The following is a 21532-nucleotide window of genomic DNA, read 5'->3' on the forward strand; positions in this document are numbered from 1 at the left end:
CTTCTTTATGAGATTGCGAGCCTCACCTTCGGTGAGGCTCGCAATGACAGGTTAACAAAATATAAAATCGCTCAATTTAATTAAATGATAAATTGATTTAACAACAAATTTCAAATTATAATATTTGGAATGCAAACTAAACTCAAAAAACTCGCAGCTTTCATTGTTATTCTTGGCTTTTTAGTTGTTTTAGCTTACCTGATCATATCAAAGTCTGAGAAAATCCCTGAAGGATTAATCATTTTAAGTGGAAGGATTGAAGGAAGAGAAGTAAATGTTGCACCGAAAATTCAGGGAAGGATTTTCAAACTTTACAAAGATGAAGGAAACAGGGTATCTCAGGGTGAGCTTATTTGTGAAGTTGACTCTGAACAGCTGAATGCAAGGTATAAGACTGCCGTGGAGAATTCTCAATCAGCCTATTACGCAATTTTACAATCTCAGGCAAATTTAATGAAAGCTAAGGCAAATTATGAAAAGGCAAGCAAAGATTTTGAGCGTTACAGCAGTCTTCTTAAGGAAGAACTTGTATCAAAAAGCGAGTTTGACAGGGTTAAAATGCAGTATGAATCAGCAAAGGCAGAGGTTGAGGCATTGTCAAAAGCCATATCACAGACTGAAGCAAATTACAGGGCATCACAGCAAAGGCTTAAAGAGGTGCTTGCAGATTTAAATGAAACAAAGCTTTATTCTCCAATTAGCGGAGTTGTGCTAAGCAGACTAGCTGAAGTCGGAGAGGTTGTTAATCCCGGAAGCGTTGTCTATGTATTAGTTGATTTAAGCAGACTTTATGTAAAAGTATATGTTCCTGAACCAGACATAGGAAAACTCAAACTTGGACTTCCCGCAAGGGTTTACATAGATGCATATCCAGATAAATATTTCAATGGAAAAGTAACAAAAATCTATGAACAAGCAGAGTTTACTCCTAAAAATGTTGAGACAAAGGAAGAAAGAGTAAAGCTTGTTTTCGGAGTTGAAGTCTCAGTGGAAAATCCTGAAGGTCTTCTTAAACCCGGAATGCCAGCTGATGTAGTAATAAAGTGGAAAGAGTCAGCTCATTGGATAAAGCCCAAATAAATCCTGTCATTAAAGTTGAAAATCTTAGCAAAAGCTACAAAAAAGTAAAAGCAGTAAAAGGCGTTTCTTTTTCAATAAACAAGGGTGAAGTTTTTGGATTAATTGGACCTGATGGAGCAGGAAAAACATCAATAATTCAGATACTTGCTGGAGTTTTAAAGGCAGATGAAGGAAAAGCATTTGTAAATGGTATAGATGTAACAAAAGAGCCTGAGAAAGTCAAAGCCTTTATCGGTTATATGCCTCAGGGACTTGGGCTTAATCTTTATGATTCCCTTTCAATAGAGGAAAACATTGAATTTTTTAAAGACTTAAGATTAATTCCTGAAGAAATATTTGAAAAAAACAAAAATACTTTGCTTGAAATCACAAGACTTTCTCCATTTCTTAAAAGGCAGGCAAAAGCCCTTTCAGGAGGAATGAGGCAAAAACTTGCACTTGTATGCACTCTGCTGCATCTTCCAGATATAATTCTTCTTGATGAACCAACAACAGGAGTTGACCCTCTTTCAAGGCAGGATTTCTGGAACATAATACACAGCCTTGTAAGAGAAAGAAAAGTGACTGTTTTACTTACAACATCATATATGGATGAGGCTGAAAGATGCCACAGAGTTGCCCTTATGCATGAAGGAAGAATTTTACTTGAAGGAAAGCCCGATGAACTTGGCTCATTGGATGAGCTCTTTATAAAAGAAGTGTCTGGAGTTTCAGAAATTAAGCCTTTGAAGTCATTATTTGTGTCTGTAAAAACTAAAGAGCAATCTCCAGCAGTTATATGCGAAAATGTTACAAAACAATTTGGAAAGTTTAAGGCGGTAGACTCTGTAAATCTGGTTGTAAAAAAGGGAGAAATACTTGGACTTCTTGGACCAAATGGTGCTGGAAAGACAACACTTATAAAAATGATGTGCGGACTGCTTGAGCCAACAGATGGCAAAATCAGTATTGCAGGATATGATGTAAAAAAGCAAAGGGATAAGGTTTGGTCAATAATTGGCTATATGTCTCAAAAATTCTCGCTTTACAGAGACTTGACAGTATTTGAAAATATGAAACTTTATGCAGGACTTTATAGTGCAAAAAACGCAAATTTTAAAGAAATCATATCAATGCTCGGGCTTGAAGGCTTTGAAAACAGGTTTACAAAGGACATTCCTCTTGGAATAAGACAAAGAGTTGCCCTTGCTTGTGCGCTTCTTCATGAACCACCTATTCTTTTTCTTGATGAACCAACAAGTGGAGTTGACCCAATTGCAAGAAGAAGTTTCTGGGAAATCATATACAGTCTTTCAAGGGAAAAAAATGTAACAGTTATCGTATCCACCCATTACATGGATGAAGCTGAATACTGCGATAGCCTCTGTCTAATGCACATGGGAAGAAAAATTGCAGAAGGAACTCCTGAAGAAATCAAGAAAAATTCTGAAAAACTTTCAGGAAGCCTAATTCAACTGAAAACACCAAGATTTGCAGAAGCCTATGAAATTTTATTGAAAACCTTCAAAGATATCTCAGTTTACGGAAACAAAATTTTTATACGAAGCTTTGAGCCTGAAGAGACAAAAAATAAGCTAAATGAAATGTTGAAAAATGCTAAAATTGAGAATTTTGAAATTTCCCAAATCCCTGTTCCCCTTCAGGAAGCTTTCGTTGATTATATAAAGAAATCTACTTAGCAAAGGATTTTCTAAAACGATATACCGAAAAGGCAAATAAAATTGCACCAAGAATAATTATTCCCAAAATATCATGCCATACATAACTTATACCATTTCCTTTAAAAAGAACACTGTAGCCGAAGTCAATGAAATATCTCATTGGAGAGATAAGGCTTAAATATCTCATCAGCGGATGCATTGACTCAGGCGGAGTCCATGCTCCTGATAAAAATAGCATTGGAATTAAAATAACAAGCATAAGCATCATTGCCTGTGCAAGATTTCTTGCAATTGTTGAAATTGCTAAGCCCAAAGTTGAAATAGTGAATGCATAAAAAAGCATTACGAGGTAAAAGAATAGAATGCTTCCACGAATAGGAACTCCAAAAACACCTTTAAGAATAACAAAAATTGTAAGCAAAGAAAGCAATGAAATTGAAACTACTGTAGGGATAATCTTTGCAATAAATATCTCCCAAGTTCTTACAGGTGTTACAAGAAGCTGTTCAATTGTTCCTTGCTCCTTTTCCCTTACCATTGCAGCAGCTGTTACCAAAAGGGAAATCATCGTAATCATGTTGAAATACTCAAGCATGCTCATAAACCAAGAACTTAAAGTATTTGGATTAAATTCAATTCTTGTTCTCTCATCAATGATTGGCAAATTTTTGATAAACTTTCCTGTAACTCCAATTTTTCTTTCAAGGATTTCAATTGAATAATCATAGATTATCTCTGATGCATAGGCAACTGCAACCGTTGCAGACATTGACATTGTTCCATCAATAATAATCTGAATCTTTGCTCCGCTTTTATCAATCTTTCTTTTAAAATCAGCCGGAATAACAACTGCCATTGATGCTTTTCCTGAATCAAGCCATTTAATTAGCTCCTTGTCGTTTTCAATATAAGATAGGATTTTAAAATATGGCTTTTGAAATCTGCTTGCCAATTCTCTGCTTTCGTTTGTTTTGCTCATGTCATAGATGATAATTGGGAAATTCTTTACCTCCATTGTAAAACCACTTCCAGCAGTGTAAACAGCACCAGTGAATGCCCAGAATAAAATAAAAATTAAAGCCTTGTCCCTGATTAGATGAAGAATTTCCTTTTTTATGAGAGAAAAAATTCTCATTCTACTTTTTTCCTGAATGACAGTATTGCAATTGAATAAACAGCTGTTGCGTAAGCAGTCATTGAAATCAGGTCAACTGTAAAACTTTCAAACCCAATTCCCTTTAAGTAAACTCCTCGCACAATTCCCATAAAGTAAGATGCAGGGATAATTTTGCTTATAAACTGTGCTGAGGCTGACATACTTGTAATTGGTGAGAAAAATCCAGAATAAAGATAAGCTGGAATTATAGTTCCAATGAAAGCAATTAGCATGGCTGATATCTGAGTTTTAGCAAGAATTGATATGAAAATACCAACTCCTACTGCACAGAAAAGATAAATAATAGTTGCCAATGTTAGAAGAGTAAAACTTCCAATAAACTTTGTCTGAAACAAACCAACCGAAAGCACGAATATAATCAAATATGTAACAAAGGCAATGCAGATGTAAGGGATTGCTTTTCCAAAAACGACTTCCCATGCTTTTACAGGACTGCAGTATAGATTGAATATGCTTCCAGATTCCTTTTCCCTGACAACGACAAGGGATGCCAAAAGCACTGAATAAAACATAAGAGTCGTGACTAATTCTCCCGGCAGAATAAAATTTTTGCTTTCAAGGGAAGGATTATACCAAGCTCTCATTTCAGCTGTTACTGGAAAATCTATTCCAGAACTACCAACTCTGTTAGCATACTCTTTAAGAAGCCTTTCATTGAACTGATTGTTGATTGCAGATACATAACCTTTCATCACCTCTGCTCTCATTGGAAATGAACCATCAATTAAAATCTGAACCTGAGAAGGCTTTCCTGAATAAAGCTTACGCGAGAAATCTGGCGGAATTACCACAACAATTCTACATTTCCCAGATTTAATAAGTTCTTCAGCATCTTTATATGAGTCAATCAGACTGTAAAGGCGAAAATACTCAGAATTAGTAAAAGAGTAACGATATTCTCTGCTTAATTGAGATCTGTCATTATCAATGAAAGCTATTGCTATATTTTTTACATCAAGAATTAATCCGTATCCCATAAGCAAAACTATAACTATTGGGACAATAAGGGCAAATGTAAGATAAAGGGGATCACGAAGTAGTTCCTTGAATTCCTTTTTCAGTATTCCTCTTAATCTCCGCAACATTTTTTATTATACCTATGTTGAGCGATTTTTTATAAAACTCTTTTTAATTTGCCCCTACGCGGCATCCTACCAACTCGTCATTGCAAGGGGCTTCATTTCGTTGTCATTGGAGTTTGCTGACAGGCATGGCAATCTCTCCTTATAAGTCATAAAAACCGAGATTGCTTCGCTTCGCTCGCAATGACTACCTTCTTCGTCATTGCGAGGCATCCGTCAGGATGCCGAAGCAATCCCATTCCTTATTGAAAGGGAAAAAAGGATTGCTTCCTATCGCTCGCAACAGGAGCTTGCAGTGACAAGTATCTATCTCTTTCTTGGAAGAATCCGCATTTCATTGACAAAAAAGCTTTATGGCTTTTAAACTAAAAATTAAACCAATTATTATTTGCAAGGAGGAAATGTGTTAAAGGGAATTGAAGAAATTTCAGCCACCAAAAAAAGATTAAAAATTGAAATTCCTGCAGATGTTGTAGAAGGGGAAATCCAAAAAGTCCTAAAAGAAATCCAAAAAAAGGCAAAAATTCCGGGTTTTAGACCGGGCAAAGCTCCGCTTTCAATAATTGAAAAGAAATTTGGAAAAGACGCAGAATCAGATGTTTTGGAAAAACTTGTATCCCAAGCATACAGCGATGCCATAAAAGAGGCAAATCTCAAGCCCGTTCTTCCTCCAATGGCTGAAGATGCTATTGATATTCGCAGAAATGAGCCACTTTATTTTGAACTTATCGTTGAAACAAGACCAGAAATCTCAGACCTCAATTATGAAAATATTGAAATAGAAGACATCTCTGCTGAAGTCAAGGATGAAGAAGTTGAAGATGTTCTCAAAAGGCTTTCAAAGGAAAGGGGAACATATGAGCCAACTGAAGAGCCTGCCAAACCAGAAGACCTTGTAATAATAGATTACACTGCTGACAATGGAAAAGAAGCAAAGGATTATGTTTTCAAGCTCGGTGCAGGTCCTTTTCCTGAGGAATTTTCAAAGGCAATTGAAGGAAAAAAGAAGGGCGATAGCTTTAGCGTAACTATTGATTTTCCAGAGCAGTCAATTGCTGATTTTGCCGGGCAGAAAGTTACATTTCAGATTACTGTTAAGGAAGTAAAAAGAAGAGTAGACATTCCATACGAAGAACTTCCAAATGAACTCGACTTTGAAAATATGGAGCAACTTAAGAATTATGTCAAAGAAAGCCTTGAAAACGCCAAAAAAGACCAAATTGATACAAAGCAAAAATCCGATATCCTCAAAAAACTTCTTGAAACCCACGACTTTGAGTTACCTGAAGGGCTAATAGAAGCAGAGATACAAAGACTTGCCCAAGAATACGAAGCAATGGGCGTTGATATCACTGAAAAAATGAATGAAATCTCAGAAATGGCAAAGAGAAATATAAAGTTGTATATCCTGCTTGAAATTATCGGAGAAAAGGAAGGAGTCACAGTAACAGAAGAAGATATGAAGCAGGAAATTATGTCAATGGCAAGGAAATACGCAATTGCACCTAATGCAGTAGTTCAGTATTACATGTCAAGATATGGCTCCCTTGAACCCATCAGAAACAGCGTATTTGAGCAAAAAGTGCTTGATTTATTAAAACAGAAAGCTAAATTAGTCAAAAAAGAGGAGGCATCACAGTGAGTATTATCCCGATTGTTATAGAACAAACAGGACGAACAGAGAGAGCCTATGACATATACTCAAGACTTCTTAAGGACAGGATAATATTCATCGGCACTGAGATTAATGACCAGATAGCAAATGTTGTAATTGCCCAGCTACTTTTTCTGCAAACTGAGGACCCTGAAAAAGACATCCACATCTACATCAATTCTCCCGGTGGAATGGTATCAAGCGGACTTGCAATATACGATACAATGCAATATGTAAAACCAGACATTGCCACCTACTGCATTGGACAGGCATCTTCAATGGCATCAATACTTCTTGCAGCAGGAACTAAGGGAAAAAGATTTGCTCTTCCCCATTCCCGCGTAATGATACATCAGCCAATCGGAGGATTTTACGGACAGGCAACAGATGTTGAGATTCATGCAAGGGAAATCCTCAAAATGAAGGACATTCTAAATTCCCTACTTTCAAAACATACAGGACAGCCTATTGAAAAAATTCAAAGAGACACAGAAAGAGATTTCTTTATGTCTGCAATTGAGGCAAAGGAGTATGGAATTGTTGATGAAGTAATAACATCCTTAAAAGGAGAGGAACAGGAAAAACATGGCAAAGAAAAATGATGAGATTTACAAATGTTCCTTCTGCGGTAAATCCCAAAAAGAAGTAAAAAAACTCATTGCAGGAAATGGTGTTTATATCTGCAATGAATGTATATCCCTTTGCAATGAAATACTTGAAGAGGAAAAACTTGCAGAAATTCAAAATAAACCCTCAAAATTACCAACTCCGCAGGAGATAAAAAATTTTCTTGACGATTATGTAATTGGTCAGGAGAGGGCTAAAAAGATTCTTTCAGTTGCGGTTTACAATCACTACAAAAGAATATTCAAAGGAACACCATCAGACGAGATACAAAAGAGTAATATAATGCTGATAGGTCCGACAGGTACAGGAAAAACTCTTTTAGCTCAGACGCTTGCAAAATTTCTTGATGTTCCCTTTGCAATTGCCGATGCAACAACTCTTACAGAAGCAGGATATGTTGGAGAGGATGTTGAAAACATTTTGCTTAAGCTAATTCAGAATGCTAATTTTGACTTAGAGCGAGCAAAGATAGGAATAATCTACATTGACGAAATAGATAAAATCAGCAGAAAATCTGATAGCCCATCCATTACAAGGGATGTATCTGGAGAAGGAGTTCAGCAAGCACTCTTAAAAATAGTTGAAGGAACAGTGGCAAACATACCTCCTCAAGGTGGAAGAAAGCATCCCCATCAAGAATACATACAGCTGGATACGACAAACATACTTTTCATATGCGGTGGAGCATTTGTTGGACTTGAGGATATCATAAAAAGAAGGATAGGAAAGAGAACCATTGGATTTATGTCCGAGACATCAAAAATGCAAGAGCAAAATATTCTTGCCCATGTTGAGCCTGAGGATTTAATAAAATACGGCATGATTCCCGAGTTTGTCGGAAGATTTCCAGTAGTAGCATCCCTTGATGAGCTAAATGAGGACGCACTTGTTGAGATACTTACCAAACCTAAAAATGCTCTCGTCAAGCAATATCAAAAGCTCTTTAGCATAGATGGCGTGAAGCTCACCTTCACAGATGATGCCCTCAGGGCAATTGCAAGAAAAGCTATAGAGAGAAAAACTGGTGCAAGGGCTTTAAGAAGCATTCTTGAAGACATAATGCTTGATGTCATGTACATCATTCCATCGGAGAAGGGAATTACAGAGTGCATCATAAATGATGAAGTTGTTGAAAAAAAGGCATCGCCAATTCTGATTTACAAGCAGAAGGAAAAAATAAAAAATGCATAGAATCAAAATCATTATTGATGGCAAAGAAATAAAAGCAGAGCTTGACAACACAGAGTGTGCCGAAAAAATTTACAATGCCCTTCCCATTGAAAGCGAAATAAATGAATGGGGAGATGAATTTTACTTCTCCATTGGCATAAAAATGCCGCTTGATTCAACTGCTACAACTCGTGTAAAAGTTGGAGACATAGGCTATTGGCCTCCCGGCGAGGCTCTTGCCATATTCTTTGGAAAAACACCCATAAGCAAAGGAGACGACCCTGTCCCTGCAAGTGAGGTAAACCTTGTTGGAAGACTGATTGATGACCCTGCTCTGCTTAAAAAACTAAAGGGAGCAAGAAGGATAAGGATTGAAAAAGAATAAGTTCAGGCTTTCTTATCCAAAGGATGAAAAATTCCATCATTGGTTGCCTTTACTTTTAAATGCTTATGCAATTATGGATGAGGGTGTTGCAAAAGATATAAAGACAGCTGAAAAACAAGGAAAAAACCTTGCCTGCAGAAAAGGCTGTAGCAACTGCTGCATGACTCACAAAGACATTCCTGTCTATCCCATTGAGATTGTTGGCATTTACTGGTTTGTTATGGAAAAAGTAAAAGAACCGCTTCGCACACAGATAAAAAGCTCATTAATCAAACATAAAAAAGGTGAGCCATGCCCTTTTCTAATCAATAATGCATGCTCAATTTATCCAATGAGACCCCTTGCCTGCAGACAGTTTAATGTTTTTGATAAATCTTGCGAGCCCGGTGAAGACCCATTTTACACAAGACCCGGTGATGTACTTAAACCGCAAAACAACTATCTTGGAAAAGCCCTTTATGAAACCACAGTATTTTATGGAGTATTTAATGAGCAGGAGAAAATTGAATTTATAAACTCTGGCAAGCTAAACAGCCTTGTAAAAATACTTCAGAATTATCCCTGGATTGAACTTGCAAGAAGAATGGATGAAGGGGCAGAAATTGAGAAAAAGGCTCATTAAAAATGCAAAATGCAGATACTGCGGAAGCGAGATTTTCATATTTTTCTACTGAAGCAGAGTATTGCTTCTCTGCAAGGATTGCGGAGCAGAATTCAAAATATCCCAATACAAAGATGAAATTGATGAGGAAACATGGGAGCTGATTTCAAGGCGCTCCTGTGACAGGGCATAGAACTATTCAGCATATTTTTTACCAGCCTGAATCTCTTTCATTTTACCTATAAGCTCGTCCCTTTTTTTCTCTGCAGTTTCCTTTAAATGATTTAGAACTCTGCCTACAGCTACAATTTCCTCGTGTGAAAGAGCCTTCAAGCTCTCCATATCAATGCTTCCAAGCATCACATTTGCATCCTCGTATCTGCCTTCCTCAAGTGCGAGTTCTATTTGAATGAGAAGTGTTCTTATGTCAGATTGAGGCTGCAACGGTTTTCCTCTCCTGTGAAATTTCAGCCTGCAACTGCTTTCTTACATCCTGCCAAGCGGTTTTGAGATTTTGCAGTATTGTGATGCTTTTGGAGATAATATCTAAGTCATTGAAAAGATTTGCCCTTACAAGCTCATCTGCCAAAATTGAATAAATTGTCCCAAGATTTTTTGCAATCTCTCCACCCCTCTGCCTGTCAAGAATGTCATTGAGGTAGTAAATGATATCTGTAGCCTTTGTTAGCCCTTCAACCTTTCTTTTGAGATTATCAGGATTGTTTACTCCAGCCTCGATTGCCTCTTTTGCAATTTGTAGCGACACAATTGCTTTATCATAAAGCATTATAATAAGCTCTAATCCATCTGCACCAAAGACTTTGCTTTGAAGATATGCATCATTTACTTGCATTATTTTCCTCCCTTTGTCATTTCTGATAATGATACGATAAATGATTGAAGCTTTGTGCTTATCTCATCCATTTTATTGATAAAATTTTCAAGCTGGGCAAATTCTTTACGAAGCCTTTCCTCTTCCTTTGCAAGCCGCTCTTGCATAAGAGAAATCTGGCTGTCAATTTTTTGTATCTGATTATCTGCTGTAGAGACAATATTGCTTAAGGAAGTTACTCTTGCATCAACTGTTTTTTTAAGATTTGAAACTGTTTGTTCCACCAAACTTTGCACTTTGCTGATGTCTGATTCTTTCAAAGCATTAAGCCTATCTGTATTTATTGATATTGTGCCGTCTTTTTCTGAATAGTTAATAAGACCCGCATTAAAAAGTGGCTGTATTGCAGCCAACATTGAGTTTTTTATTTGTGAAACAGAGCTGTCTCCCTGAAACTGAGCACCTTTACCAGTAAGTGAGTTTACAAGGGATATGACAGAATTATATGAGCTTGCTATCTTATTTAAAGTGCTGTCAACTGCTGAATAATCATCAGAAATGCTAATCTGAGCTGTGCCAGTTGTTTTGACTGTAACATCCAGTCCTGAAACGAGCTGAGTAAATGTATTAGTTGAACTTTTTATAGTATTTTCTGAATTGCCAATTTTTATCTCTGCATTCTGTGCATTCTGAATTGTATCATTTAAATCACCAAGCTCTGTGGGAAGCCCTGTTGCGTTAATTGCAAAATCTGTAGCAGTTGTCTCAAGACTTGAGCCTACAGGGTCAGCCTCAGTAAGCATTAGCCTGTAGTCATTGCCTGTATAATAAACAGATGCCTTTACTCTGCTTTGTGAAGAATTTATTTTGCTGACCAAATCATTCAAAGTATCTTCTGCTGAATAGTCTATCTGAAAACTCTCGCTTGCTGTATCACTTGTTCTGTAATTAATAGTCAAAGTTCCAGATGAGGAAAAAGTGGTATTCAAAGATGAAACACCCTGAGATGAAGCCCTTATCTCAGTCTGGGCAAGCTTTAATACACTTACATTCATTGAAATATTAGGAGCAGAGCTTGAGGCAGTGGCAGACAAAATATTTGTATCAGATACTGTTGCCTTTTTCTGGGCAAATTTACTTGTGTCAATAGAGTTAAGGGTTGATTGAAAGTCCTTCAAAACTCCCAGAAGATTTGAAAGACTTGCAGATTTTGTCTGAAGCACTGCTTTTTTCTGAGCAAGAACCTGCAAAGGCTGAGATTTAACTTTCAAAATGCTGTCAATCATTGTGCCAGTGTCTAACTTTCCTGTAAGCCCACTTATATAAAGGTCTGCCATTTTATACCTCCTTTGATACAAAAACGCCTTTTAGTTCATTTAGTCTTCTCAAAAGTTCAACTATATAATCAGGTGGAATTTGCCTTATGACTTCTTCTGTTCTCATATCAATAATCTTTGAAATTGGCATTTGAAGTTCTCTGTCAATGTCAATTTTTAAATATTTTTCAAGCATACTGAATTTGTGCCTTAGCTCTTCAACGAGCTTTTTTAATTCCTCTTGAGAAATTTTTAATAAATCAGTTCTCTGTGCATCTAAACCTTTATCCTGTCTTCTAAAAAATTCAATATCAGTAGTCTTGCTCAAAGAAGTTGATATCTCAAAATTTTCAACAGACCTTTGCGATTGTCTGAATGGATTTATTAAAATCTGTTCATTTGCATTTATCCTGTCCAGCTTCATTGTCAACTCCTTTTAAAACCCCCCTCCATACGGAGGGGGAAAGAGCTTCAAATCTAATTATCTCAGAAGCTGAAGCACAAGCTGAGGTAAGGAGTTAGCCTGTGCAAGCATTGCCATACCTGCCTGCATCCTTATCTGCATTGTTGTAAACGTGCTCATCTCAGCTGCAAAGTCTGTATTACGAATGACATTCTCAGCTTCCTTTGTATTGTCATAGGCTGTCTTCTGTCCATCCCATATAGCCTGAAGATTGTTCATAACAGAACCGATTTGGGTTCTTACTGTGTCAACTTTTTGGAGTGCTTTGGTTGCAATCTCAATTGCAAGTTCAGCGCCAGTATTGTCTGTAACATTGATTGTGTTTAAGTTATAGAATGATGCATTGCCTGATGCTGCTACTCCAAGACCTGCAGATGCGGTAGATATACCAGTGAAGTCGTAGGAATAGCTGTCAGTTCCTGTAATGATAAGCTTTCCAACCTGAACAGCTGAACCTGTAGCTCCATCTGCAACATTTACAGTACCAACACCTAAGAATTGACCAAGATTTATATTCGCACCTGAGTTATTTACAACCTGTATTCCGATAGTTTCTCCTGAAGTTTTCAAGACAAGCTTATTTCCTTCCTGAGAGGCAGTTATATTTAAAGTTGCCGATGATGCCTGAGTATTAATTTGGGAAATAGCTTGTTCAAGGGTTAATGTCTGATTTGCACCAATGGTAATAGTAATAGCTGCCGTTGTGGAACCACCTACATAGAAATTAATTGTGGTAGTTCCTGTTGAGCTGATGTTTGACCATTCAGCTGAGGCTGTGCTTTGATTGACTGCCCTGGCAGATATTCCTGTTTGCTGTAACTGTGCATTACGATTGATGGTATCTGCTATTGCCTTAGCATCAACAGCACCTGTATAAGATAATTGTCCAGTGTTAACCAAGTTAACTCCATTGACTCGGACCGTATCAGCTGATGGATCATATTGCCAGTTATTAACAATCAAAGCGGAATACGCTGAAGTAGCTGAAGATGTATACTGATAATTATCAGGCTTAACAACATGTGCTCCGATGCTTTGAGCTCTTAAGTCAGAGATACCGACTGTAATGGTCTGGTCAGCTCTTGCACCGTAATGAATTACTTTTCCTGCAAATGTTCCATCAAGAAGTTTAATTCCGTTATACTCAGTATCAGTTCCAAGCTTCTGAATAGAATCAACAAGATTTTGAATGTCTCTTTGAAGTGCTGCTCTTGCATTTGGGTCATTGATGTCGTTTGCTGCAGACTGTGCTTTTGTGTAGATTGTCTGAAGTTTTTCAAAAATCTGTGCAGCGTTGTTCTCAGCAATCTGAAGCGCGCTTATACCTGTCTGAATATTTCTGTTACCTTGATCAAGTGCAGCTCCAACCAAATTTAGCTGATCTGCAATAAAAAGTCCTGCTGCATCATCTGCTGCAGAAAGGATTCTTTGACCTGTTGAAATCCTCAAAAGGGATTTGTTCATTGCCCTTTCATTTCTTAGAAGGGCTGTGTGTGTTACTGCTGATTCTGCGTTAAAATTAATTCTAAGTGCCATGGTTTAAACCTCCATGTTATTTTTTATTCCCACCTCCTGTGGGCTGACAGCTTATCGGGTAGATACCTCTCTTCACCTCCCTTCCACCCTGCTGTCTTAATTATTTATATCGTCGCCTCCCAAAAAAAGTTTAACACTCCACAGGGCAGTCTTGATTTGGCTTACCATTTGTTATGTGGTCTATTAAGTAAAGATAAAAAACTCGGAGATTGCTTCCTCCTCGCTTCGCTCGGAGTCGCAATGACGAGAAGAGAGGTCATTGCGAATCTCAATGGATAATGCATGGTAAGACTTCATTAATTTATCACGAGAGGAGTGTGGTCATTGTGAATCTCAATGTCTTTTTTTTATCCATTGCGAGCGTCACCGTTTATTTTTTTCTGTCATTGCGAGCCTTACCGTTTATTTTTTTCCTGTCATTGCGAGCCTCACCGAAGGTGAGGCGTGGCAATCCAACTCCTTATTAAAAGACAAAGTCGAGATTGCTTCGCTTCGCTCGCAATGACGGAAAAAGGGACGCAATGACAGGAAGAGGGACGCGATGACGGAGAAGAGGATATCCTCGCAATGACATACTACAACGTCATTGCGAGGCATCCGTAAGGATGCCGACGCAATCTCGTCTTTTGCCTTTTACGTCTCACGTCTTACGTTTTACGAATGTTTAGAGATTGCTTTACTCAAAATGACTAAAGATAATCTCTCAATTCAGAGCTTAACTTTTTGCATGAACAGCATTATATGAAATTAAATTAAGAGAACTCCTACTTCCTCAGCAGTCTGTTTTGCACCTTCAGTAAAATCTTCACCAATCACCGCTGAAATACATTCAACCTTGAATGCTGTTGATATAATATCTGCTCTTTTTTTAGCTCTCAGCACATCATTTTTGTCAACAACATTAGAAACTTCAACTGCTACCATCACTTTCTTTTCTTTATCCTTCCTTAAATATCCCTTCACAACTGCATCTACTCTCAATGCTTCATCTATGTCAGCTTCGCTTATTAAACCTTTTTCAAATATTTCATATAGAGAGTCAGCAAGGTCAGCAGAATCTACAAGTTTTGCTTTTCTTAACAATTTACCAAAAAATGCACCCACATTGTCTCTTACCTTTAGCTCTAAAAACTTACCTTTTAAGTCTCCAACATCGTCTTTTAATTTAGCCACATCTTGCTTAAGTTCTTTTACATCTTTTTTAAGAATCTCAACATCCTGCTCAATTCTGTCAACCTTTTGTTTGAGTGGTTTGAAATCTTCTTCCTTAAATTTCTCAAACTTGGAAGGAAGCTCAAGAAGCTCCTCAGTAAGAATCAGTTTCCTTATCCTTTCCTTCCACTCAGGTTTCTCTATCAAAATTCTTTCAAAATCCTCAATGGTTCTTATAACTAAAACTTCTTCCATCTCATAACCTCATGTTTAAATTCTACTATCTACTAAATTCTATCATATTAAAAGCCTATTTTTTCAAATATTTGAAAACCCTAAAATAGGCAGAAACTTGTCGCTGAAAACCCCTGCTTTATTTTGTCACTGCGAGCCTCCACATGAGGCGAAGTGGTCTCTAATTAGTGGTTGGTGCTTAGTGCATGGTGAATAGTGAGTTGTGAATGATGGATTTTAAATTTTTATTCGTTTTAGTTGTAGATTATTTCCTATAATTACGAATTCTCTTATTTGTAATTTGGAAGGACGTTAGTCCTTAAGCAATATCGCCTTTTTCTTCACATACAACAAAGGGATTGCCACGCTTCACTTCGGTTAGGCTTGCAATGACAAAAAAACATACGGTGAGCCTCGCAATGACAGGAAAAAATCTTGCTCCTCGCAATGACCTCCCACTTCGTCATTGCGAGGAGCAATAGCGACAAAGCAATCTCTTTCTTAGAGATTGCTTTGGCATCTTAATGAAGCCAAAGCAATGAAAAGCTAACAAATAATTTCTATAAAAATAGCTCATATTACTCTTAAAAAATAGATTAGGGAGTAAAGCTACGAATAATCATTCCATCAAGCATCTCTATTATGCGATTTGTTCTTTTTGCCAAATCATATTCATGGGTAACCATAACAATTGTTACACCTTGTATGTTTAAATCAAGAAAAAGCTCCATGACAAGATTTGTGTTTTTTGAGTCAAGATTTCCAGTTGGCTCATCTGCCATGATGACATCAGGATTGTTTGCCAAAGCCCTTGCAATTGCAACTCTTTGAGCCTCTCCACCTGATATCATGTATGGCTTTCTTTTTTCTTTACCTTTAAGCCCTACAATTTCCAAAAGCTTTAATGCCCTTTGCTCTGCTTCTTCCCTTTCTGTACCAGCTTTAATCATTGGAAGGACAACATTGTCAAGAACAGTAAGCTCATTGATAAGATAGTGAAACTGAAAAACAAATCCGATGTGTTTGTTTCTTAATGTTGAGATTTTTTTCTCATCGTTTGGATCAATTTTTTCACCTCTGAATATCACATCCCCCTCAGAAGGACTGTCAAGTAAACCCATAATATAAAGAAGTGTGCTTTTACCAGAGCCTGAGGCTCCAATTATGCTTATGAAGTCTCCTTCATTGATTTCAAGATTTATATCTTTGAGAATTAACTCATCTTTTATGAATTTTTTAATGTTTCTGAGCTCAATTAACTTCATGCTCCTGCTCTGAATATTTCAATAGGATTGAGTTTGCCTGCCTTATATGCAGGATAAATGCTTGCCAGCACAGCAAATCCAATAGCAAAGAGGCTTCCATACAAAAAATAAAGCGGATTTTTATCAAGTATAAAGCCACGACTCTTTAGAATTCCCTCAACAGTAATGTCAACTGATTCAAGATAAAGCTGAACAAGATAACCACCCAAAATTCCAAAAATTGCTCCCGCCACTCCTATGAGAAGGGACTGAAAAAGAAAAACATAAACAATTTCTTTTCTCTCATAGCCAATTGCCTTAAGAATTGCTATTTCCCTTCTTTTCTCCATCACTGTCATCAGCATAATATTGAAAATTCCAAAACCTGACACAGTAAGAATTGCAAAAACTATCATGAAGGTAATGATATTTTGAACTAAAAAGAGTCTGAGAACATTAGCCAAAGACCTTTGCCAGCTTCTGACTTCGTATTTTGGAAGTTCATCCTGCATTTTTCTTGCTACCTTTTCAGCCAATTTTGGGTCTCTCACCCTAAATACAACTTCATTGACTTGATCTGTAACCTCAAGTATCTTTTGAAGAGTCTTTATGTTCACATAAGCCCTTGATTTGTCAATGCCAACTATTCCAGAGTAAAAAAAATCAACGACCTTCAAAACAAATATGTTTCCGCTTGGTGCAACAACAATTACCTTATCACCTAATTTTTTAACTCCGATGTCTTGTGCAAGAATTTTTCCTAAAATGATGCTCTGAGGGTCTTGTATTAAAGTGTAGAGTCTTTTATTTTCAAGCATACTTTCTATTGATGTTGCTTTAACTTCTTGAGTAGGATTAATTCCAATTACCGATGCTGTTGCATCTACTGAGCCGAACTTTATAATGATTTGACTTTTTAGATGTGGTGCTCCACCTTCAATAAGAGAGTCCTTTGAATATTTATCAATCAAAAACTTATAATCAATAATTTTATCTTTAACATCTTTTGGTTTTGAAGACAAAACCTCAAATATCGTTCCAGATGGATAACTTTTTTCAAGAACCCTTGTTTCAGAAAACACCTTTCTTGGTTTTACTTCAATGTGGGGTTCAATGTTTACTGCCTGTTCAATAAAATACTTCTGAAATCCGAACATTAATGAACTCATGGCAACAAATGCGGTGATTCCAAGTGCTACCCCTAAAACTGATATGGCTGTTTGCCTTTTTCTTGCAAGTATAAGTTTAAGGGCAATAAAAATGATGTGTTTCATTTTATTAAGATAGTCTGCCCTTCGCTAAGTCCTGAAATTACCTCGTAAAATCCCTGATATAAATTTCCTATCTGAACAGATTGCCTTGTTTTACGAAGTCCATTTTTTATCCAAACATAGCCATCTTTGTAAGCTTCCTTAGGAATTACAATGGCTTCCTTTTCCTCAAGAATTATACTTGCCTCAAAAACCGAATTAAGAGGAATGCTATCAGTTATTTTTAAATCAATTTTTGCCTCTACTGTTCTTGAAGTTCTTTCAGAGGCAAGGTCAATACTTTTAATGGTTGCATCAAAGTTTTTATCTGGAAAGGCATCAAAGGAAACCAAAACTTTTTGTCCAATTTTTATAAGTGGAACATACTCTTCATCAATAATAAGAACTCCCTCTATTTCATTTTTATTTCCAATTACCAAGAGTCTGTTTTCTTTAAAAGGATCAACATAATCTCCGGGATCAACGAGAACACTTAAAATATATCCATCAAAAGGAGCTTTAACAGTATATTTTTCAAGTTCCTTTTCAAGTCCCTTTTTTCTTGCTGAAAGAGAATCAAGTTCTTTTTTTAAAGCTATTAAACTGTCATTGTAAACTGTTCTTGCTATCTTAAGCTCCTTTTCTGTGTATATCAAGTTTTTTTCTGCTGTTTCAAATTCTTTCTGAGAAACAAGACCTTCACTATACAGTGCCTTTTTTCTCTCATAATCAAGCTTTGCCTTGTTGTAATTTTCTTCTGCTTGAATTATTCTTGCCTTAAGTCCTTCAATGTAGTCAGAGCCTTCTTTTGCTCTTTTGTATGCAAGCTCATATTGAGCACTCACCTCTTCAATCTGCCGAGGGATTACCTCATTTCTTATTTGAGCTAATATTGAGCCAGCTTTTACAAAATCTCCTTCCTTTACAAAAATTTTATCAACATAGCCAGAACCTTCAGCTCTAAGGGTAACTTGGTCTTTTGCTTTTAAATATCCTGTTGCAAAAACAGCCCTCACAATCTTTTGCTTTTTAACTGTATATGTTTTTTCCTTTGGAATAGAGATATAAATGAGGACTGAAACCATGAATATGAGAATCAAAAGAGTAATAAGCAAAAACTTTTTATTGCGGAAAATTAGGAAAATTTTTTTCATTGCATTTAAAAATTATAACAAAATTTCTGAAAAAATGCATTCTTGCATCTTTGCATAAAAATAGAGATAGAAATCCAATAATTGGTATAACCATTTGAAAATTAAGTATTTTTTGCTGTCATTGCGAGGCATCCGTAAGGATGTCGAAGCAATCCATTCCTTGTTGAAAGGAAAAAACGAGATTGCTTCGGGACTTCGTCCCTCGCAATGACCCCTCTTTTGTCATCACGAGGCTTGCGAAGTAACTTTTTCCCGTCATCACGAGGCTTGCTTTAGCAAGCCGAAGTGATCTCTCTTTGTTGTGACGGGGAATATAAAAACGAGATTGCTTCCTCCTCGCTTCGCTCGGAGTCGCAATGACGGAGAGGGGGTATCCTCGCAATTACGGAGAGGTGTTCACCATTCATCATCCACCACTCACTTTCACCAATTACCAATCAGAGACTGCTTCGCCCCAGATTGCCACGCTATCGCTCGCAACAGGGGGGCTCGCAGTGATGAGTGTCTATCGCTATTTTTGGGCTTTGCATAAAGTTACAAAAAATGCATACAAAATTACATCTTTTAAAGGTTAGATTTTAAAAAAATTGTGAGGTGTGCTATGAAACAGGTAAAGGAAAAAAGTAAAGTAATTACAGCCTTTGAATTTTCTTGGAATTCATGGATAGGTAAACATAAGGAAAATTACCTGTGCAAAATTAACATGTGGCGAGACTGGGATGTCATGCCTGCGAAATTAAGAGAAAACTTAATAGGAAAAAAAGTTGGTGATGAGTTCAATTTAAATTTCAAAGCAGGTGAACTTTTCAAATACAATGAAGGCAATATCTTTGAAGTGCCATATGATAGTTTTCGTCCAATAAAACCTTTTCTTTTTACGTTAAAGCCTAAGATGGGCAGATTTTATCCTCTTGGTTTTTTTGTGGGATTAGCAAATGTTTTTCCAGAAAATATGAATCCTGCAAGGGTAGTTAATATATACGACTCTAAGCTTCTTATTGATATTAACAATCCTATTGCTAAGTATGATATCAATCTTAAGGGAAAAATTGTTGATATCATTGAAATTGCACCAATTGCAGGCGGAGAATGCAGAGCTTGGTGTAATCTACCCTTTGAATATGGACCAGGAATGCAAGTGCCCATTGAGGGCAAATCAACAGACTTTGAAATTGAAAAAAGAGAAAGCTTCCTTAGAGAAGATGAAACCGATGACGAAGTCTTCTACAAAGAGCCTCGCTTTACATATCATATAGACAGACAGTGTCATGCAAATCTTGTTGAGCTTTACAGAAAAATTATTCCTGCCAACTCTAAAGTGCTTGACTTAATGAGCAGTTATGAATCACACCTTCCACAGGAGCTTAATCTTGAAGTTACAGGGCTTGGACTAAATTCAGAGGAGATGAAAAATAACAAAATACTTAAAGATTTTGTAGTAAAGGATATAAACAAAGAACCCGTGCTTCCATTTCCTGATGAAAGCTTTGATTGGATAGTTTGTGACCTTTCTGTTGAATATATAACTCATCCTATTGAAATAGTTAATGAAATAGCAAGAGTGCTTAAAAAAGGTGGTGGAGTAAGTTTTAGCTTTTCAAACAGATATTTTCCACCGAAAGTAATAAGATTATGGATTGATCTGCATGAATTTGAAAGGATGGGTTATGTAATAGAGCTTTTAAGAAAAAATGAGAAATTCACTGACTACGCTACTTACTCATACAGAGGATGGAGAAGACCCTTTGATGACAAGTATTTCGGATGCACGCTTTTTTCAGACCCCCTTTATGTGGTAACTGCAAAGAAAAAATAGAATATTCTAAATGTAAAAGGAGAAAAGTATGGATTGTAAAGTATGCACTACAACTCCAGAAATACCAGATGGAATTGACAAATTAGTAATTACAGCTTCTCATCCTTACATGCTTCAAAAGATTGTATATTTGTTAGGCAGTGTTTTTGAAATTCAAAAATTTGAAAAACATTTAGAATTAAAAACAAGGAGTATGGAATTTTTTATAAATAGTATTTTAAACGACAACTCTTTCACTGAAGTAGAAATTGAAAATATCCATATTCTTCCCATTAAAGAAGGAGATGAAATCAACATAGAGAAACTTCCAAAGTTTAAACCTTTATCATATTGGATTTCCCTTTTCAAAGGCTTAGACTTAAAGTGGATTTTGGATAATGAAAGAATAATCATTTATTTTCAGCCAATCATTGATTTGAAGAATTTCAAAATTTATGGATATGAATGTCTTGCAAGGGGATTAAAAAAAGATGGAAGCATAATGAATCCTCGTGAGATGTTTACCTTAGCTGAAAGAACGAAAATGCTATTTAATCTTGACAGACAATGTAGAATACAAGCAATTAATTATTCTAAAAAACACGGTTTGGGAGATTTTTATCTTTTTATAAATTTTAATCCCGGCTCTATATATAATCCTGAGTTTTGTCTTTCAACAACAATAAATGCTATAAAAGGGACAAAAATGAGCCCTGAAAAGATAGTCTTTGAAGTTATTGAAACTGAAAGAGTCCAAAACATAAGCCATCTATGTAGCATTTTTGATCATTACAGAAGAAATAGACTTAAAGTAGCATTAGATGATATTGGTTCAGGATTTTCAAGTCTTTTAATGTTAAAGGAACTTAAACCTGATTACATGAAAATTGACATGGAACTCATAAGAAATATTGATATTAATCCTCATCAAAGGTCAATTGTAAAAGCCTTAGTGGATATATCAAATGACTTAGGAATAATAACTCTTGCAGAAGGAATTGAGACAAAAGAAGAACTTGAAGTTGTTACTTCTCTTGGCATCAGCCTTGGTCAAGGTTATCTTTTTGGAAGACCCTCTCCTGAACCGACAAGAGAGGTATGCGTGTTATAAGGATTTAA

At 36.5% G+C, this 21532-nt stretch carries 21 protein-coding genes; 10 read left to right on the forward strand and 11 right to left on the reverse strand.

Annotated features, from left to right (window positions below; genetic code table 11):
- Positions 1-129 precede the first annotated feature (129 nt).
- Together ACYQ3P_RS00435 and ACYQ3P_RS00440 are read left to right on the forward strand one after the other, a co-directional pair.
- Positions 130-1080 (forward strand): HlyD family secretion protein, encoded by a 951-nt coding sequence (locus ACYQ3P_RS00435; RefSeq protein ID WP_460175996.1) that lies wholly within the window; start codon positions 130-132, stop codon positions 1078-1080.
- The gene (locus ACYQ3P_RS00440) at positions 1044-2759 is read left to right on the forward strand and encodes an ATP-binding cassette domain-containing protein (protein WP_460175997.1); all 1716 of its coding nucleotides are present in this window, start codon (positions 1044-1046) and stop codon (positions 2757-2759) included. Before ACYQ3P_RS00435 ends, ACYQ3P_RS00440 begins: the two co-directional genes overlap by 37 nt.
- Here the strand turns inward: ACYQ3P_RS00440 and ACYQ3P_RS00445 are convergent.
- Both ACYQ3P_RS00445 and ACYQ3P_RS00450 read right to left on the reverse strand, forming a co-directional pair.
- A complete protein-coding gene (locus ACYQ3P_RS00445) occupies positions 2752-3876 on the reverse strand; it encodes an ABC transporter permease (protein ID WP_460175998.1) in 1125 nt (374 codons plus the stop codon). The two genes, ACYQ3P_RS00440 and ACYQ3P_RS00445, sit on opposite strands and share 8 nt — an antisense overlap.
- Positions 3873-5003, reverse strand: a complete 1131-nt coding sequence (locus ACYQ3P_RS00450; protein ID WP_460175999.1) for an ABC transporter permease — start codon at positions 5001-5003, stop codon at positions 3873-3875. The genes ACYQ3P_RS00445 and ACYQ3P_RS00450 overlap by 4 nt, the downstream gene beginning before the upstream one ends.
- A 400-nt stretch (positions 5004-5403) precedes the next feature.
- Here ACYQ3P_RS00450 and tig point away from each other — a divergent pair, with 400 nt between their 5' ends.
- The 6 genes from tig (at position 5404) to ACYQ3P_RS00480 (ending at position 9630) form a co-directional block, all read left to right on the forward strand.
- Positions 5404-6642, forward strand: coding sequence for a trigger factor (gene tig, locus ACYQ3P_RS00455; RefSeq protein ID WP_460176000.1), 1239 nt, complete (start codon positions 5404-5406; stop codon positions 6640-6642).
- A complete protein-coding gene (clpP, locus tag ACYQ3P_RS00460; protein ID WP_460176001.1) occupies positions 6639-7256 on the forward strand; it encodes an ATP-dependent Clp endopeptidase proteolytic subunit ClpP in 618 nt (205 codons plus the stop codon). The genes tig and clpP overlap by 4 nt, the downstream gene beginning before the upstream one ends.
- Positions 7240-8472: an ATP-dependent Clp protease ATP-binding subunit ClpX gene (gene clpX, locus ACYQ3P_RS00465; protein ID WP_460176002.1), complete on the forward strand. Its 1233-nt coding sequence runs from the start codon at positions 7240-7242 to the stop codon at positions 8470-8472. The genes clpP and clpX overlap by 17 nt, the downstream gene beginning before the upstream one ends.
- Positions 8465-8836 (forward strand): cyclophilin-like fold protein, encoded by a 372-nt coding sequence (locus tag ACYQ3P_RS00470; protein ID WP_460176003.1) that lies wholly within the window; start codon positions 8465-8467, stop codon positions 8834-8836. The genes clpX and ACYQ3P_RS00470 overlap by 8 nt, the downstream gene beginning before the upstream one ends.
- Positions 8823-9458 carry a YkgJ family cysteine cluster protein gene (locus ACYQ3P_RS00475; protein ID WP_460176004.1) on the forward strand — a complete coding sequence of 212 codons (636 nt, stop codon included), beginning with the start codon at positions 8823-8825 and terminating at the stop codon, positions 9456-9458. Before ACYQ3P_RS00470 ends, ACYQ3P_RS00475 begins: the two co-directional genes overlap by 14 nt.
- 61 nt (positions 9459-9519) lie before the next feature.
- Entirely contained in the window at positions 9520-9630 is a 111-nt protein-coding gene (locus tag ACYQ3P_RS00480) for a hypothetical protein (protein ID WP_460176005.1), read from the forward strand.
- Positions 9631-9632: 2 nt separating this feature from the next.
- Here ACYQ3P_RS00480 and ACYQ3P_RS00485 read toward each other — a convergent pair whose 3' ends face one another.
- From ACYQ3P_RS00485 to ACYQ3P_RS00525, 9 genes are all read right to left on the reverse strand, one after another.
- On the reverse strand, positions 9633-9881 hold the full coding sequence (locus tag ACYQ3P_RS00485; RefSeq protein WP_460176006.1) for a hypothetical protein: 249 nt from the start codon (positions 9879-9881) through the stop codon (positions 9633-9635).
- Entirely contained in the window at positions 9865-10290 is a 426-nt protein-coding gene (gene fliS / locus ACYQ3P_RS00490; protein WP_460176007.1) for a flagellar export chaperone FliS, read from the reverse strand. The genes ACYQ3P_RS00485 and fliS overlap by 17 nt, the downstream gene beginning before the upstream one ends.
- Positions 10290-11606, reverse strand: a complete 1317-nt coding sequence (gene fliD / locus ACYQ3P_RS00495) for a flagellar filament capping protein FliD (RefSeq protein WP_460176008.1) — start codon at positions 11604-11606, stop codon at positions 10290-10292. Before fliD ends, fliS begins: the two co-directional genes overlap by 1 nt.
- Before the next feature lies 1 nt (position 11607).
- Positions 11608-12009, reverse strand: a complete 402-nt coding sequence (locus ACYQ3P_RS00500) for a flagellar protein FlaG (protein WP_460176009.1) — start codon at positions 12007-12009, stop codon at positions 11608-11610.
- A gap of 57 nt (positions 12010-12066) precedes the next feature.
- Complete coding sequence (locus ACYQ3P_RS00505; protein ID WP_460176010.1) at positions 12067-13584, reverse strand: flagellin N-terminal helical domain-containing protein; 1518 nt, start codon at positions 13582-13584, stop codon at positions 12067-12069.
- A gap of 747 nt (positions 13585-14331) precedes the next feature.
- Complete coding sequence (locus tag ACYQ3P_RS00510) at positions 14332-14991, reverse strand: hypothetical protein (protein ID WP_460176011.1); 660 nt, start codon at positions 14989-14991, stop codon at positions 14332-14334.
- 575 nt (positions 14992-15566) lie between these two features.
- The gene (locus ACYQ3P_RS00515; protein ID WP_460176012.1) at positions 15567-16235 is read right to left on the reverse strand and encodes an ABC transporter ATP-binding protein; all 669 of its coding nucleotides are present in this window, start codon (positions 16233-16235) and stop codon (positions 15567-15569) included.
- Positions 16232-17488 (reverse strand): ABC transporter permease, encoded by a 1257-nt coding sequence (locus tag ACYQ3P_RS00520; protein ID WP_460176013.1) that lies wholly within the window; start codon positions 17486-17488, stop codon positions 16232-16234. Before ACYQ3P_RS00520 ends, ACYQ3P_RS00515 begins: the two co-directional genes overlap by 4 nt.
- Complete coding sequence (locus tag ACYQ3P_RS00525; protein WP_460176014.1) at positions 17485-18618, reverse strand: efflux RND transporter periplasmic adaptor subunit; 1134 nt, start codon at positions 18616-18618, stop codon at positions 17485-17487. Before ACYQ3P_RS00525 ends, ACYQ3P_RS00520 begins: the two co-directional genes overlap by 4 nt.
- Positions 18619-19219: 601 nt before the next feature.
- On the opposite strand from ACYQ3P_RS00525, the gene ACYQ3P_RS00530 reads away from it, so the two are divergent.
- Both ACYQ3P_RS00530 and ACYQ3P_RS00535 read left to right on the forward strand, forming a co-directional pair.
- Complete coding sequence (locus ACYQ3P_RS00530) at positions 19220-20434, forward strand: methyltransferase domain-containing protein (RefSeq protein ID WP_460176015.1); 1215 nt, start codon at positions 19220-19222, stop codon at positions 20432-20434.
- A gap of 28 nt (positions 20435-20462) precedes the next feature.
- Entirely contained in the window at positions 20463-21524 is a 1062-nt protein-coding gene (locus tag ACYQ3P_RS00535) for an EAL domain-containing protein (RefSeq protein ID WP_460176016.1), read from the forward strand.
- The last annotated feature ends 8 nt before the right edge of the window (positions 21525-21532 follow it).

The sequence above is a fragment of the Thermodesulfovibrio hydrogeniphilus genome (genome assembly GCF_054657355.1).